This window comes from Bdellovibrio sp. HCB274, assembly GCF_047306075.1.
Taxonomy (GTDB): domain Bacteria; phylum Bdellovibrionota; class Bdellovibrionia; order Bdellovibrionales; family Bdellovibrionaceae; genus Bdellovibrio.
On sequence record NZ_CP178623.1, the window covers coordinates 954,379 to 966,737 of the forward strand.

Annotated in this window: 13 protein-coding genes; 7 read left to right on the forward strand and 6 right to left on the reverse strand. The window is 46.2% G+C overall.

Features of this window, described 5'->3' with window-relative positions:
• Window positions 1-8 precede the first annotated feature (8 nt).
• Window positions 9-1,241, reverse strand: a complete 1,233-nt coding sequence (gene pepT / locus ACLWNV_RS04685; protein WP_413586753.1) for a peptidase T — start codon at window positions 1,239-1,241, stop codon at window positions 9-11.
• Window positions 1,242-1,313: 72 nt separating this feature from the next.
• On the opposite strand from pepT, the gene ACLWNV_RS04690 reads away from it, so the two are divergent.
• Window positions 1,314-1,745 carry a DUF1398 family protein gene (locus ACLWNV_RS04690; RefSeq protein WP_413586754.1) on the forward strand — a complete coding sequence of 144 codons (432 nt, stop codon included), beginning with the start codon at window positions 1,314-1,316 and terminating at the stop codon, window positions 1,743-1,745.
• A 5-nt stretch (window positions 1,746-1,750) separates the two neighbouring features.
• Here the strand turns inward: ACLWNV_RS04690 and ACLWNV_RS04695 are convergent, their stop codons facing one another.
• The 3 genes from ACLWNV_RS04695 to ACLWNV_RS04705 form a co-directional block, all read right to left on the reverse strand.
• Window positions 1,751-2,257: a hypothetical protein gene (locus ACLWNV_RS04695; RefSeq protein WP_413586755.1), complete on the reverse strand. Its 507-nt coding sequence runs from the start codon at window positions 2,255-2,257 to the stop codon at window positions 1,751-1,753.
• An 85-nt stretch (window positions 2,258-2,342) separates the two neighbouring features.
• Complete coding sequence (locus ACLWNV_RS04700) at window positions 2,343-4,109, reverse strand: tetratricopeptide repeat protein (protein ID WP_413586756.1); 1,767 nt, start codon at window positions 4,107-4,109, stop codon at window positions 2,343-2,345.
• A gap of 170 nt (window positions 4,110-4,279) precedes the next feature.
• Complete coding sequence (locus ACLWNV_RS04705) at window positions 4,280-5,041, reverse strand: hypothetical protein (RefSeq protein WP_413586757.1); 762 nt, start codon at window positions 5,039-5,041, stop codon at window positions 4,280-4,282.
• A gap of 123 nt (window positions 5,042-5,164) precedes the next feature.
• Between ACLWNV_RS04705 and ACLWNV_RS04710 the strand changes: the two genes are divergently transcribed.
• The 4 genes from ACLWNV_RS04710 to ACLWNV_RS04725 all read left to right on the forward strand — a co-directional run bounded on the left by ACLWNV_RS04710 (window position 5,165) and on the right by ACLWNV_RS04725 (window position 9,862).
• Window positions 5,165-6,148, forward strand: a complete 984-nt coding sequence (locus ACLWNV_RS04710) for a hypothetical protein (RefSeq protein WP_413586758.1) — start codon at window positions 5,165-5,167, stop codon at window positions 6,146-6,148.
• Between the two features lie 64 nt (window positions 6,149-6,212).
• Window positions 6,213-7,481 carry a phosphoribosylglycinamide synthetase C domain-containing protein gene (locus ACLWNV_RS04715; protein WP_413586759.1) on the forward strand — a complete coding sequence of 423 codons (1,269 nt, stop codon included), beginning with the start codon at window positions 6,213-6,215 and terminating at the stop codon, window positions 7,479-7,481.
• A gap of 19 nt (window positions 7,482-7,500) precedes the next feature.
• Window positions 7,501-8,247 (forward strand): substrate-binding domain-containing protein, encoded by a 747-nt coding sequence (locus ACLWNV_RS04720; RefSeq protein WP_413586760.1) that lies wholly within the window; start codon window positions 7,501-7,503, stop codon window positions 8,245-8,247.
• Window positions 8,248-8,362: 115 nt separating this feature from the next.
• Window positions 8,363-9,862 carry an FMN-binding glutamate synthase family protein gene (locus tag ACLWNV_RS04725; RefSeq protein ID WP_413586761.1) on the forward strand — a complete coding sequence of 500 codons (1,500 nt, stop codon included), beginning with the start codon at window positions 8,363-8,365 and terminating at the stop codon, window positions 9,860-9,862.
• Window positions 9,863-9,920: 58 nt separating this feature from the next.
• On the opposite strand, the gene ACLWNV_RS04730 is transcribed toward ACLWNV_RS04725, so the two are convergent.
• Window positions 9,921-10,370 carry a hypothetical protein gene (locus ACLWNV_RS04730; RefSeq protein WP_413586762.1) on the reverse strand — a complete coding sequence of 150 codons (450 nt, stop codon included), beginning with the start codon at window positions 10,368-10,370 and terminating at the stop codon, window positions 9,921-9,923.
• A gap of 185 nt (window positions 10,371-10,555) precedes the next feature.
• Here ACLWNV_RS04730 and ACLWNV_RS04735 point away from each other — a divergent pair, with 185 nt between their 5' ends.
• Window positions 10,556-11,233: a substrate-binding periplasmic protein gene (locus tag ACLWNV_RS04735; protein ID WP_413586763.1), complete on the forward strand. Its 678-nt coding sequence runs from the start codon at window positions 10,556-10,558 to the stop codon at window positions 11,231-11,233.
• A 42-nt stretch (window positions 11,234-11,275) separates the two neighbouring features.
• Here the strand turns inward: ACLWNV_RS04735 and ACLWNV_RS04740 are convergent, their stop codons facing one another.
• The gene (locus tag ACLWNV_RS04740) at window positions 11,276-11,641 is read right to left on the reverse strand and encodes a DUF1428 domain-containing protein (RefSeq protein ID WP_413586764.1); all 366 of its coding nucleotides are present in this window, start codon (window positions 11,639-11,641) and stop codon (window positions 11,276-11,278) included.
• A gap of 239 nt (window positions 11,642-11,880) precedes the next feature.
• Between ACLWNV_RS04740 and ACLWNV_RS04745 the strand changes: the two genes are divergently transcribed.
• Window positions 11,881-12,354, forward strand: a complete 474-nt coding sequence (locus ACLWNV_RS04745; protein WP_413586765.1) for a cupin domain-containing protein — start codon at window positions 11,881-11,883, stop codon at window positions 12,352-12,354.
• Window positions 12,355-12,359: the final 5 nt, after the last annotated feature.

Here is a 12,359-nt window from a genome sequence, read left to right on the forward strand (position 1 = left end):
CACGGGCTCTACTTTTTGGCAGCCAGCAGACAAATTCTTTCAGCCAGTTCATAGGACTTCACAAAAGAGTAAATTGGCAAAAACTCGTACTTGGAATGAAAGTTCAAAGCTCCTGTGAAAAAGTTCGGAGTTAAAATTCCTTTAGCCGAAAGGGCGGCACCATCGGTACCCCCACGCATAGGAATTACTTTTGGTTCAACACCGATTTCCTTAAGCCCTGCAAAGATCAAATCAATCGCACGACGATCTTCACCTAAAGCACTGCTGATGTTGGAATAAGTATCTGTGATTTTGCACTCGATGGAAGCGGTCGGGTACTTGCTGCGAATAGCGGTCGTAGCGTCTGCAAATTTCTTTTTACGGGCGGCAAAACTGTTTAAATCAAAATCGCGAATCGAGGCGGTGAGCTTCGCTTCCTGCTGGCTCGCGGTCATGCCGTTAAACCAGATATAACCTTCACGACCCGCAGTGTTTTCTGGAGTCTCTTTGCGATCAAACAAACTGATAAAGTCCTGAGCCATCAGAATCGGATTTACCAAAACTCCTTTTGCCGACATCGGATGAGCGGTCACTCCGGTGAAAGTTATATCAGCGGTGGCCGCGTTGAAGTTTTCATAAACCACTTCGCCCAACTCGCAGCAATCAATGGTGTAAGCAAAGTCCACATCAAAACGCGCAAGGTCCATGGCTTTTGCACCCAATAGTCCGATTTCCTCGTCGGGGACAAAGGCCACGATGATGTCTCCGTACTCTTGTTCGGAAGTAAGGTTCGCAAGTAATGTCATCACGACGGCAACCGCCGCTTTATTGTCAGCTCCTAGTACACTTGTTCCGTCACTGAATATGATGTCTTGTCCCTTATACTTCAGAATTTCGGGATGCTCAGAAGTGCGCAGCCAAATGTTTTCTTTTTTATTCAGACAAACATCTTCACCAGTGAATTTTAGAATTTGCGGATGAATGTCAGGGCTTAGTCCCACGTCCACGGTGTCGATATGGGTAATGAAACCAATGCGCGGGCCACCTTTTTTTGTACCCGGTTTTAGTGCCGTTACTGTGGCATTTTGATCGATAACAATACTTTGCAATCCCATAGCACGTAGTTCTTGAGCCAAAAGCTCTGCCATTTTTTGTTGGCCAGGTGTGCTGGGTAATGCGGCGATACTGTCATCACTTTGCGAGGAGACAGCCAGATAGCGAAAGAATCGTTCGGTAAGTTGTTCTGCAATGCTCTTCATCATTTTTTGATTGTGAATTGTCATTAAGCCTGGGGCAAGACATTCTAATACTGAATTACCAAGGGAGTTTAAAAAATGAGTCCACTTATTGAGAAACTTGTCTCGGCTCAAAAGCATGCTTTTTCTGTTCGTCCTAAAGTGGGCGGCTTTCCAGTTTTAGCTGAAGTGTTACGTCAGGCGGGTGTAATTGAAAACCGTTGGGCGTTACCTTCCTGTCAGTCTGTATATGTTATGAAAGAAGGCAGCGTCGTTCAGCAAGGGGAGCCCCTGGTAAAAGGACAGTTTCAGGTTCCGGAGTTCAATCAGGCGGCGTTAGTGGAAGCCTTAAGAACCGATCAGGCAGGGAACAGTTCTTTTCCGGAGTTTTTACAAGCTGCCTGGAACGCAGGGGTGATCAGCTATGACGTGGATTTTGAAAAAAGAAAGGTCACTTATTTTGGTGTGAACGGTGAGTTCTATACCGAAGAGTACCCGGTGGTGAAGGTCCCGGTCCCGGGACCTCAGTAAAAAAACTATTCTGGATCTGGAGCGGTGCTGGAGTCAGCACCAGATTCAGTTTCTGCACCATTGTTTGGTGCATTTCCTTCGCTTTCACCGTCTTCGTTGTCATTTTCTGATTCAACAGACTCTTCCGGTGGAAGTTCGGTTTTTGGTTCCTTCAAAGTTTCTTCTTTGATTGAAGATGGAGTCTTTGCCAACACTGTATTGCAGGCAGGTTTTGCTCTAAAGAAATGCTTCCACATTTCCTCGTCTGCCTTTCCCTTGATTTCCGGAGTTTGCAGTTCCGAACCCATGTAAGATCCAGCTTTTGAGTATTCTTTGAGGCGTTTTAGTTTGCGTGGGATCTTGCGCTCGCCATCGCATTCCCCTTGGGAGGCTTTGCCGCCCTCGGCGATAAAGCTGTACGCTTTCGGCGGGGATTTTCTTTTTGCCAGAGCCAAAGAGCCCGGGCTTAGCATGGGTTGCAGGCACAAAATTGTCGAATAGATCACTAGTTTTTTAAATTTGGCATTCCACATAGATAAAAATGCTAGCAGGAATTTATTCCGGATCAAAGTGATTCCGCATTATATTGTTCTATTGAGTGCGGAGTTCCAACCGGACCTAAAGGGCCCGGTCAGATTGTCTTAAGTTTACAACCACTTTTTGGATTTTGCTTCTAAGCTGATTGGCGCGCTTTTGATCCTTGGTAAGTCCAGCAGCTTTAGCGTACATCGCATTGGCTTTATCTGTTTGTGATCCTGTGGCATAGGCATCAGCCAAGTGTTCCGCGATAATCGCTGCGGATGCCTGATACTGATGAGCTTGCTCAAGGACTTTGATGGAATCAGCCACTTTGCCTTGCTTAAACAAAACCCAACCCAAAGTGTCCAGCACATATCCATCTTTGGGATTTAGTTCCAAAGCACGGCGTGCGAGTTTTTCTGCCTCTGGCAAGTTGCGGTTCAGTTCGGCCAAAGAAAACGCCAGGTAATTCATGCTTTGCACGTGATCTGGTTCCAATTCCAAAACCTTCTTCATCTGCGCGATCATGTCGTCTTTTTTACCCAGACGATCCAAAACCAAGGCGTGACGGAAAATCATTTCCACATTTTTGGAGTACTTCGTTAAGCCTTGTTCCAAAACACGGGCAGCACCCAAGTAGTCGGCTTTCGCATCCAGCAGTGAAGCGTGCATAGTATAAACTTGCGGCTTGTCTGCGTTTGCTTTCAATCCTTTTTCAGTGACGTTTAAGGCTTGATTGATCTTGCCCATTCCTTTTAACAAATAAGCCGCATGAACGACAGACTCACTAAAGTGTTCGCTACTTGCTGGCACCAGCATGTAGTTGCGAATAGCGTTTTTAGCGTCGCCGGTTTCTTCATGAACTGCAGCCAAATAGTAACGGGCCGTATCGGCTTTAGGATACTGGTTGATGATGTCGTTCAATCTGGCAATAGCCTCGTTGTACTGCTTTTGCTCAACCAGGATCAAAGCCATTTTCATCAGCATTTGCTGTGACGGATAGCTGTTGGCAACAATCAAATCGAATTGTTCGTAGGCTTTTTTGTTGTTTTTGTCTTCGATATACATTTGCGCTAAAAGCTCGGCGACCTTAGCGTGAAAGCCATTTTGTTTTTGGAATTGATGGCATACCGCAAAGGCTTTGCTTCGTTCATTTTGCAGGGAATACAGGTTCGCCAAAGTCAGCACGGCTTCTTCGTAATTAGGTTTGATTTGCAGCGCCTTTTTGATGGCTTTTTCTGCGGCTGCTTGATTGTCAGATCCCTTTTGATCCAAGTGCATAAGTCCGATGTAATAGTGAACCTCTTCCGGGCGTTCCAAGCCTGGTTGTTTTAACAACGACAGATACTGCTGTTCAGCTTTTTTATAGTCTCTTTTATCAGAGTAAAGCGCGCCGATCAGAATCGGTGCTTCGCTATTTTTTGGATTTATACGAAGAACGGCGTTGTATTCTGCAATCGCTTTATCATGGGTCTTGTCTGCCGTGTAGAGGCGAGCCAATACCAAATGGGGATCGATGCTGTTTGGATCTTTTTGTACGCCGATTTCCGCATGACGAATCGCTTCAGAAAGCTTATCGACTTTCAAATACTCCGCCGCCAGTCGCATATGCACTGTCGAGGAGTTTGTATCCAGGGTCGCGACCTTTTCAAATTCTTTGATCGCGCGAGTGGACTTGCCTTCACGGCTGTACATTTCACCAACGATGAATTGATAGTCCGCTTGTGCGCGAACATTTAAAGGATCATTTGCAGAGACAGGAACAGGGATGCTTTTAACTTCTTGTTTGCTTTTTGTAGGTAAACCCGCGCAAGCGGTAAGGGTAAGCAAAAGACCAATACTTGCAGTGTTTTTAATTAAAAGCATCTGTTCTCCTTGTCAGGATACAGTGTAAAGAACTTTGCAGATTTATAATAAATTTGTTGAAGATCCCGGAAAGGTCTCGTCTTTTATCCAAGACCGAAGGGCTTGAAACTAGCCATAGATGCGGGTTTTAAGAGATTCGTATTTGAATTATAGAATGATTCGCTTCGGCTCTATTTGGAGTTCACAATGTTCAAACGCAGACGCCAATGCCAGTCGGAGGTATTGTCAGGGCGGGTGGTGTCACCGAAGACTCCAAAACTTACGGAAACGGGAGTATCCAGTTCACTGCGAAATAGCTGACGAATTTCCATACCCATCGGAACGGTGAAGCGCTGACCTTCAGGTGCGCGCCAATCAACGGTGATGGTGTCTAAAAATCCCAGAGTTGTTTTTGCTCCCAAGTGCGTTTCAACAATCGGATGCACTCTGGTTTCATTTACCCGATCAGACCACAGTTGAACTAACTCTCCGCCCATGGAAAAAATCACGGGTTGATAGACAACAGAAACTGCGATTCCAGCAGCCGTACTGTTGTTATTAAATATTTCAGTGGCGCCGGTGGAAGCTCTGATCGCTGGACCCATGCCCCATGCCCAGTCCTTGTATTTGGAGGGACTGACATACATGCGATAAGCGGCATTGCCTAAACCGAAGTGATCATTGTTATCGACGTCGTCGGGTTTTAGTACCAAAGGAATGTCGAAGTGATGAACCAGATTCCAGTTTTCACCCTTGGTGAAATAACGGGGATGCGTATCCAAAACATCTTCAGAGCGGTTATAGGGACCGGAGTTTTGGTGACTTGCAAAATCAAAGGACAGTAATTGAATCGCGGCTGTGGGATTGGCGATTTCTTTGCGCAGATCTTCTCCATTCGTGGGCTGAATGGAGGCACCCAAAGTTGTGAGAATGAGCAAAATGAAAACGATCATGATGGTTCACTTTATTGTGATTTCAAACCTGAGCAAAAATTTTAAGGCTTTGCTTGTGAAAGCACATTGCGAGGTTGCTCGCAGGTAACTTGTCGGTTGCCGGTCGAACTTTGACACTGAGATATGCTTTTATTAAAAAGACTCGTTCTGATATTCATTCTTTTACCGCTGTGGGCTCAAGGGGCTGAGGGTGTCGAAACCTTGCCGGGAAACGCAGAACAGCTTCGTGGTAAACCGTATCCTGAATTCCATAAGGACTATCCTCCCAATAAAGAAAAATGGGAGTGGTCACTGCCGTTCTTAGCACAAAAAGCCACGGACCGGGGAATACACCTGCCGCGACCTTATGGGGTGAGCTTAATTTTGACGACGCTTTCTCAAGGAGTGGAGCTCAGTGACCTGCATGTGGCATTTGATCCCAACAAACCTTTGCGCGATATTGACTTCGTGAGCTTGGATGGCTCGACCGTGCAAAATAGCACCTGGCAGTTAAAGGCTGATGCCTGGGTACTGCCATTTTTCAATGTGTTTGGTTTGATCGGAACCGTGCAGGGCACAGGGAGCGTCAATGTTGGCATTAGTGCGAAAGAGTTTTTTGACGATTTTGATCCCGCGATCTGCGCCGGGATGCCAAGTTTTTGTCAGGGATACATTTCGGCTAAGGCTCCCATGAAATATACTGGCGTGAATTATGGCATCGGATTCCTGTTGGCGGGGGGGTATCACAACTTTTTCTTTGCGATGCCCGTAACTTATGTGGTGACCGATACCAATGTCTCCACTTCAAATTCGTACTCGCTGAATATGATTCCGCGAATTGGCTACAATCTGCAAACTCCGCGCAGTGGAAAGTTTGGATTTTATGTTGGCGGAAACTATCTGGACTCCCATGCGGACCTGACCGGTACCTTTTCTTTGCCGATGGCTTCATCACCGATTGGACATGACGTGAATGTTCAGTACAGCATACACGAACATGCCACAGACCGCTGGAACGGTGTCGTCGGAACCAACTGGGAAATCAGCGATCTATGGTCGGTGGTGCTGGAGCTTGGTTACAGCGAAAACCGCACCATGCAGACTATTGATTTTGTGTATCGTCTGTAGCTGGTGTTAAGAAACAGGCATCTCAGGGCGTTCTCTTTATCTGGAATCGTTTTACAATACGGGGATGAAATTTCTATTCGTCACCCGATGGTCCTCACTTCATGCTCTGGCCTCCCAAATCATCAAGGAAGGCCACGAGGTCAAATACACCGTACTTTCTAAAACCGAAAAGGAAGTCGGCGACGGCTTTGTCGAAAAAGTCGATAACTGGGAAGAGCACAAATCCTGGGCGGATGCGATCATCTTTGATGATTCTGATTTCGGTGATATCTGCGAGCGCCTTCGCAAAGAAGGTCATAAGGTCGTGGGCGGCACCAAATACTCCGACAAGTTGGAATTTGACCGGGAGTTCGGCTCGGAAGAAATGAAGGCGGCGGGTCTTACTAAAATTCCGTCATGGGAGTTTCAGGATTTTGACAGTGCGATTCAGTTTATCAAGAATACTCCCGCGCGCTACGTGGTTAAACCCAGCGGCAAAGCGCAGAATGATAAAGTGCTGTCTTATGTCGGTCAGGAAGAGGACGGCAAAGACGTTATCACAATCTTAGAGCGCTATCGCAAAGGCTGGGGACGCAAAATTCGCAGCTTTCAGATTCAAAAGTTTGTTTCAGGCGTCGAAGTCGCAGTCGGTGCTTTCTTTAACGGCAAGAAGTTCATTCTGCCGGCGCTGATAAATTTCGAGCATAAAAAACTAATGAACGGCGATATAGGTCCCTCGACCGGGGAAATGGGCACGACCGGATTTTGGGCCGAGGACACCAAGCTCTTTCGCGAAACTCTGCAAAAAATGGAATCCCGGATTGCAGGTTACGTCGGATACTTTGATATTAACTGCATCGTGAATTCGCGGGGTGTGTATCCGTTGGAATTTACTCCGCGCTTTGGCTATCCGACTTTGAATCTACAACTTGAAGGAATTCTGTCGAAGTGGGGCGAGTTCATGTATGCCCTGGCAGCGGGACATGATTTTCAACTGCGCACCAAAAAGGGATTGCAACTTGCCGTTGTGGTCGCCGTTCCGCCATTTCCATTTTCTGATGACAGTACTTTCAAAAAGTTTTCAGAGGACGCGCCGGTGGTATTTAAAAAGCCCATCTCAGACGGCGTTTATCCTTGCGAGGTGAAACGTGTCGATGGGGAGTGGCTGCTAACCGGGACATCGGGATATTCTGTGGTCGTTTCGGGCGCGGGATCGACGATGGAAGATGCTCGTAAAGAGGCGTATTCGAAAATTAAAAACATCCAGATTCCCAATATGTTTTACCGAACCGATATCGGCGAGCGCTGGCATCGGGACAGTGATTTGCTGCAAACCTGGGGAATGTTGACTTAAAAACAGAAGGAAAAAGAAAATGTTTAAATATCTAATTTGTTCGGCGGTACTTCTCATTGGATTTTCAGCGCAGGCACAGTCGCCGGCGACTTTAGTCGTTTTGGGACCGGGTGGACCAGCTCCCGCAATGAAAGAATGCGCGAAAGTGTTTTCCACGGTTCAGAAAGTGGATGTTCAGGTAAAAGCGGGTCCGATGGATAGCTGGCAGGCAGATATTGATAAGGCCGATATTTTTTATTCTGGTTCTGAAAATATGATGGACTCCTTTAAGGATAAAATTACGGCACTGGATCGTTCGACGATTCAAACGCACTACATTCGACCATCTGCGATTTTGGTCCGACCGGGAAATCCTTTAAAAATTAAAGGGGTTAAAGATTTGGTCGAGCGCAAAATCAAAGTCATGGTGGTAAACGGTGCCGGTCAAATTGGAATGTGGGAAGATATCGTGGGTCGCTTAAAAAGTGCGAAGGCCTTGAATGACTTCCGGGCAAACATTGTCTATGAAGCGGGAAATACCGGAGAAGCCGATAAGAAATGGAAAGAAGATTCCAGTATCGAGGCTTGGTTGGTTTTCAATATCTGGGGCACACGCAATGCCGATCATGCCACTATCGTCCGTACCGAAAAGGATCTAACCATTTACCGCTCAATGGGTACGGCCCTGTCTAAAGGTACGAAGCATAAGGAACGGGCCCAGGAATTCGTAAAATTTCTCTCTGAAAAAGAGTGCAAAGGCATCTTTCAAAAGCAGGGTTGGATGTAATCATGAATGTTCTTCGGATCTTAAGCTAGTTCACGCACAGTCTTGAGTCCAAAGCCTCTGTCTTTATTCTGAAAAGTTTTGTATATTGAGCTTTGATTTTAAGCGAGGCTCAATAATGAGAAAAGAGTTTTACATCGCCCTTGTGGCCGTGTTGGCGTTGAATGTTTTGTTTTATTACTATTGGACGATCGGGCTGTTATCTCTCTTCTTTTTCGTACCTTTTTTCGCGTTGGGTATTCGTGACATCCGTCAAACCCGCCACGCGATCAAATCAAATTTTCCAGTTTTTGGTCACTTCCGTTATCTCTTGGAATCCATCCGTCCCGAGATCAATCAGTATTTTATTGAATCAAACACCGACGGTCGTCCGTTCAATCGTGAACAGCGTTCCGTGGTTTATCAGCGCGCTAAAAAAGTTTTAGATACGGTTCCATTCGGAACTCAGCACGACGTTTACAAGCAGGGCTATGAGTTTGTCACGCACTCCATGTATCCAAAACATGTCAGTGAAAAAGATCTGCGCATTACGGTGGGTGGCGAGAAGTGTACTCAGCCCTATTCTCTGTCGCTATTGAATATTTCTGCGATGAGTTTCGGTTCTCTTTCCACGAACGCGGTTCGCTCACTAAATGGTGGCGCGAAAGACGGCGGCTTTGCTCATAACACGGGTGAGGGTGGTATTTCCCCTTATCACTTGGAAATGGGTGGAGATTTGATTTGGCAGATTGGTACGGGCTATTTTGGTTGCCGTACTCATGAAGGAACTTTCGATCCTGAACTATTCAGAAGAAACGCAGCCCTGCCGCAAGTTAAAATGATTGAGATCAAACTATCTCAAGGAGCAAAACCCGGTCACGGCGGAATGCTTTCTGGTAAGAAAGTAACTCAAGAGATCGCAAAAATCCGTAACGTTCCGATGGGTAAAGACGTGATTTCGCCTCCGGGCCATAGCGCATTCCACGATGCGACCGAGATGCTGGCGTTTATCGAAAAACTGCGCGACCTATCAGGTGGCAAGCCTGTGGGTATCAAGCTTTGCTTAGGGCATCGCCGTGAATTTGAAGAGCTAGTTTCATTGATGGCTCAAAATAACTCCTATCCTGATTTCATCGCCGTGGACGGTGCTGAAGGCGGGACGGGGGCAGCTCCGCTTGAGTTTTCAAACTACATGGGGATGCCGGGAATTGATGCGTTGGTGATCGTGGTTGATACTCTAAAAAAATTCGGCGTTCGCAATAAGGTGAAGATCCTGGCGACTGGCAAAATCACAACAGCGTTCGATATCGTGAAGCTTCTTTGTATCGGTGCGGATGCGACCTATGCAGCCCGCTCGATGTTGCTGGCGTTGGGTTGTATTCAGGCACTTCGTTGTAACAACAATAAATGCCCTACAGGCGTGGCAACGCAGGATCCGAATCTGGTGAAAGGGCTTCACGTTCCAACCAAGCGCGAGCGTGTTAAGAACTTCCACGGTGAAACTTTGGGAACTGTCGCGCACATCATCGGCGCGATGGGTTTTTCAAAGCATCAGGATTTGAGCCGCTCTGACTTGTACAAGCGTATCGATGAAACTCATATCAAATCTTACGCAGAGCTGTTCGCAGAGCCTGTATAAAAATAAAAAAGCCCTGGGTTTCCAGGGCTTTTTTTACTTTTAAAGATGGCCCGTCAGATTACTCTGCTGGAATTTGTGCAACCGGGTAAAGACCCAAAACATTTGCTTCCTCGATCGACATATCGAATTCAGGATAGAAGCCTTTAGTCATTGTACAAACAACGTCGACATCTGCATTACCTTCAGAAGTATTAGCGTAAAGAGTACCATAGTAAGCTCTTGAGCCCGCATCATAGTTAGCTTCCAAGCGACCAGCAGCATTGTGGCCTGTAGCTGTAGCACGCAGGTAGCGGCCTTCTTGGATATCGCTGGAATTTACCGTCATAGCGATGGATTTGTTGGATCCTCCGGTAACTGTGATAAGGATGTCGCCCACGATCTGGCTGCCAGAAGTCGTTGCGTCAGCTTTGAATTTATACCAGTAGTAAGAACCTTCACAGTGAAGTTGTGCCGCTTGCGCCAAACCACCAGACAACAGAATCGCACCAGCCAATAATAGCTTATTCATAATCCCCCCGTAACGTGTTCCATAAAGGTGGCCGAACTGCGAAACAAGGTCAAAGAAAACCCTTAACTCTGCGTTTCTTACTTTGACGCGTAAGCACTGTTTAAATGCAATCAGCTAAGTTTTTTATCTCAGTTTTACTTGATCCGATTATCATTGAGTTAAATTCGTGAGATTGGATACATCGGATGCTGATATTCTATATAGTTGTCACCCTCTTGTTTTCAGTGCGATCTTACGGTGAAATCTGCCCGCAACCCTTGAAGATTGCTGTCGCAGAAAGCTGGCCTTCCTCAGTATTGGAAAATTTGGCTCGTTATCATCAGCCATTTAAAGAAATTGGCTGTACAGTGGAATATCAGAAAGTTCCGCTTTCTCGTTCCTTGCAAATGGTTTCCAATGGGAAGCTTGATGGCGACACCTATCGGATCGCAGGGCTTGAAAAGGATTATCCCAATCTCATTCGAGTTGCCACACCCATGGCGCGCTTCGGATATTACCTATATAAAAAACGGAAGGCATCTCTGAACATTGATCAGCCTAAATCTCTGGCTGGAAGTAAAACCTGCATCACTTTTGGAAACAGACTGAGACGTCAGATTTCCAATGAGCTGAAACTGCAGGTTCTTGAAGCGTCAAATACGTCACAGTGTTTGAAAATGCTTATGACCGATAGAGTGGACATATTTATCGGGCCGCGCCCGGAGGTAGAAGATTCAGCATTTTGGAATAGCAAAGATGACTACACGCGCGCGGAAAAGCCTTACGTATCGACCAATTTATATATTTATCTAAATGACAGGCATAGGGAAGTGGCTAAACAGTTAGAGAAAATCCTGGGGAAGTATTTCATTACTGACAACTAGGAAGTGGAATACGGGCGTCACATGGTGACACCCGTGAAAGTGTTACTTTTTGTTGCTAACCAGAACTTTGAATCCGCCGGTAGAGAATCTTTTCATCGAAAAAACTTCTTCCATTTGTTTCATGTCCATTTTTGCGAACTCTGCATGAACTTTTTTGTTCACCTGAACACAGTGCGCTTTGGATTTGTAAACGACGAAAGCAAAAACCACAGTTTCGTCTTTCTTTAGTTTGCACAGTTTCGGAAATGAAGTTCCGTAAGGCACGTCCAATTTATCACCGATGCACTCGTAGTAATCAAGGGCGCCGTGTTTCATCCATGTCTTCATACCCATGGTTGCCATCTTTTTATATTTCTTAACGTTACTCTTTTTTATAGGAATCACATAACCATCAACATAACGAGCCATCTAGAACCTCCAATGGTGAGGTTTTATTGAAGCATGATCGTAAGCTTATGCCAAAAAAAGAAAGTTCGGATTAATTTAGGATAGGCTTTGGGCCGTAACATAAGTGAATTGGTATATCCGGATAGCTGACATCTGTGTGGGATATCGCATTCTGATTTCTAACATTTTCCTTTCGGTCCCAGTTAAGAGCTTTTGATTTGGGCTTAAAAGACTTCTTCAATAAAGGCACTGGGGGAGAAATGTTTAAAGCAGTTATGGTTCTGAGTTTACTATTTCCAATTTATTCATTGGCAGCGGATGACGCTGATCATGTGATGATGACACCTGATCAGATCAAGTGGGTGGATGCCCCACCATCGTTGCCTAAAGGTGCAAAGGTATCGGTCATGTATGGTGATCCAGCCGTAGCAGGACCGTTCAGTATGCGCATTCAAATGCCGGCGAAGTATCTGATACCGCCGCACTTCCATCCGCAGGATGAAAATATCACGGTGATCTCGGGTACTTTCATGATGGCGACGGGGGACGATGCAAAAGCTAAAATGATGAAGCTTCCACCAGGAAGCTATGCGCGCATGAAGGCGGGGACCCACCACTTTGCCCGTGCTGAAAAAGGGGCAGTGGTGCAGCTAAACGGCATGGGTCCGTGGGGAATTACTTACATCAACCCAGCGGATGATCCGCGGAAGGCTAAGGATCTGACTCAACGATAGCGCCT

Bases quoted from the DNA above. Each gene is read 5' to 3' on its own strand.
- ACLWNV_RS04740 (WP_413586764.1), bottom strand. From the start codon at position 11,641: ATGGCTCGTTATGTTGATGGTTATGTGATTCCTATAAAAAAGAGTAAC.
- pepT (WP_413586753.1), bottom strand. From the start codon at position 1,241: ATGATGAAGAGCATTGCAGAACAACTTACCGAACGATTCTTTCGCTAT.
- ACLWNV_RS04715 (WP_413586759.1), top strand. From the start codon at position 6,213: ATGAAATTTCTATTCGTCACCCGATGGTCCTCACTTCATGCTCTGGCC.
- ACLWNV_RS04695 (WP_413586755.1), bottom strand. From the start codon at position 2,257: ATGTGGAATGCCAAATTTAAAAAACTAGTGATCTATTCGACAATTTTG.
- ACLWNV_RS04690 (WP_413586754.1), top strand. From the start codon at position 1,314: ATGAGTCCACTTATTGAGAAACTTGTCTCGGCTCAAAAGCATGCTTTT.
- ACLWNV_RS04720 (WP_413586760.1), top strand. From the start codon at position 7,501: ATGTTTAAATATCTAATTTGTTCGGCGGTACTTCTCATTGGATTTTCA.
- ACLWNV_RS04730 (WP_413586762.1), bottom strand. From the start codon at position 10,370: ATGAATAAGCTATTATTGGCTGGTGCGATTCTGTTGTCTGGTGGTTTG.
- ACLWNV_RS04705 (WP_413586757.1), bottom strand. From the start codon at position 5,041: ATGATCGTTTTCATTTTGCTCATTCTCACAACTTTGGGTGCCTCCATT.
- ACLWNV_RS04710 (WP_413586758.1), top strand. From the start codon at position 5,165: ATGCTTTTATTAAAAAGACTCGTTCTGATATTCATTCTTTTACCGCTG.
- ACLWNV_RS04700 (WP_413586756.1), bottom strand. From the start codon at position 4,109: ATGCTTTTAATTAAAAACACTGCAAGTATTGGTCTTTTGCTTACCCTT.
- ACLWNV_RS04745 (WP_413586765.1), top strand. From the start codon at position 11,881: ATGTTTAAAGCAGTTATGGTTCTGAGTTTACTATTTCCAATTTATTCA.
- ACLWNV_RS04735 (WP_413586763.1), top strand. From the start codon at position 10,556: ATGCTGATATTCTATATAGTTGTCACCCTCTTGTTTTCAGTGCGATCT.
- ACLWNV_RS04725 (WP_413586761.1), top strand. From the start codon at position 8,363: ATGAGAAAAGAGTTTTACATCGCCCTTGTGGCCGTGTTGGCGTTGAAT.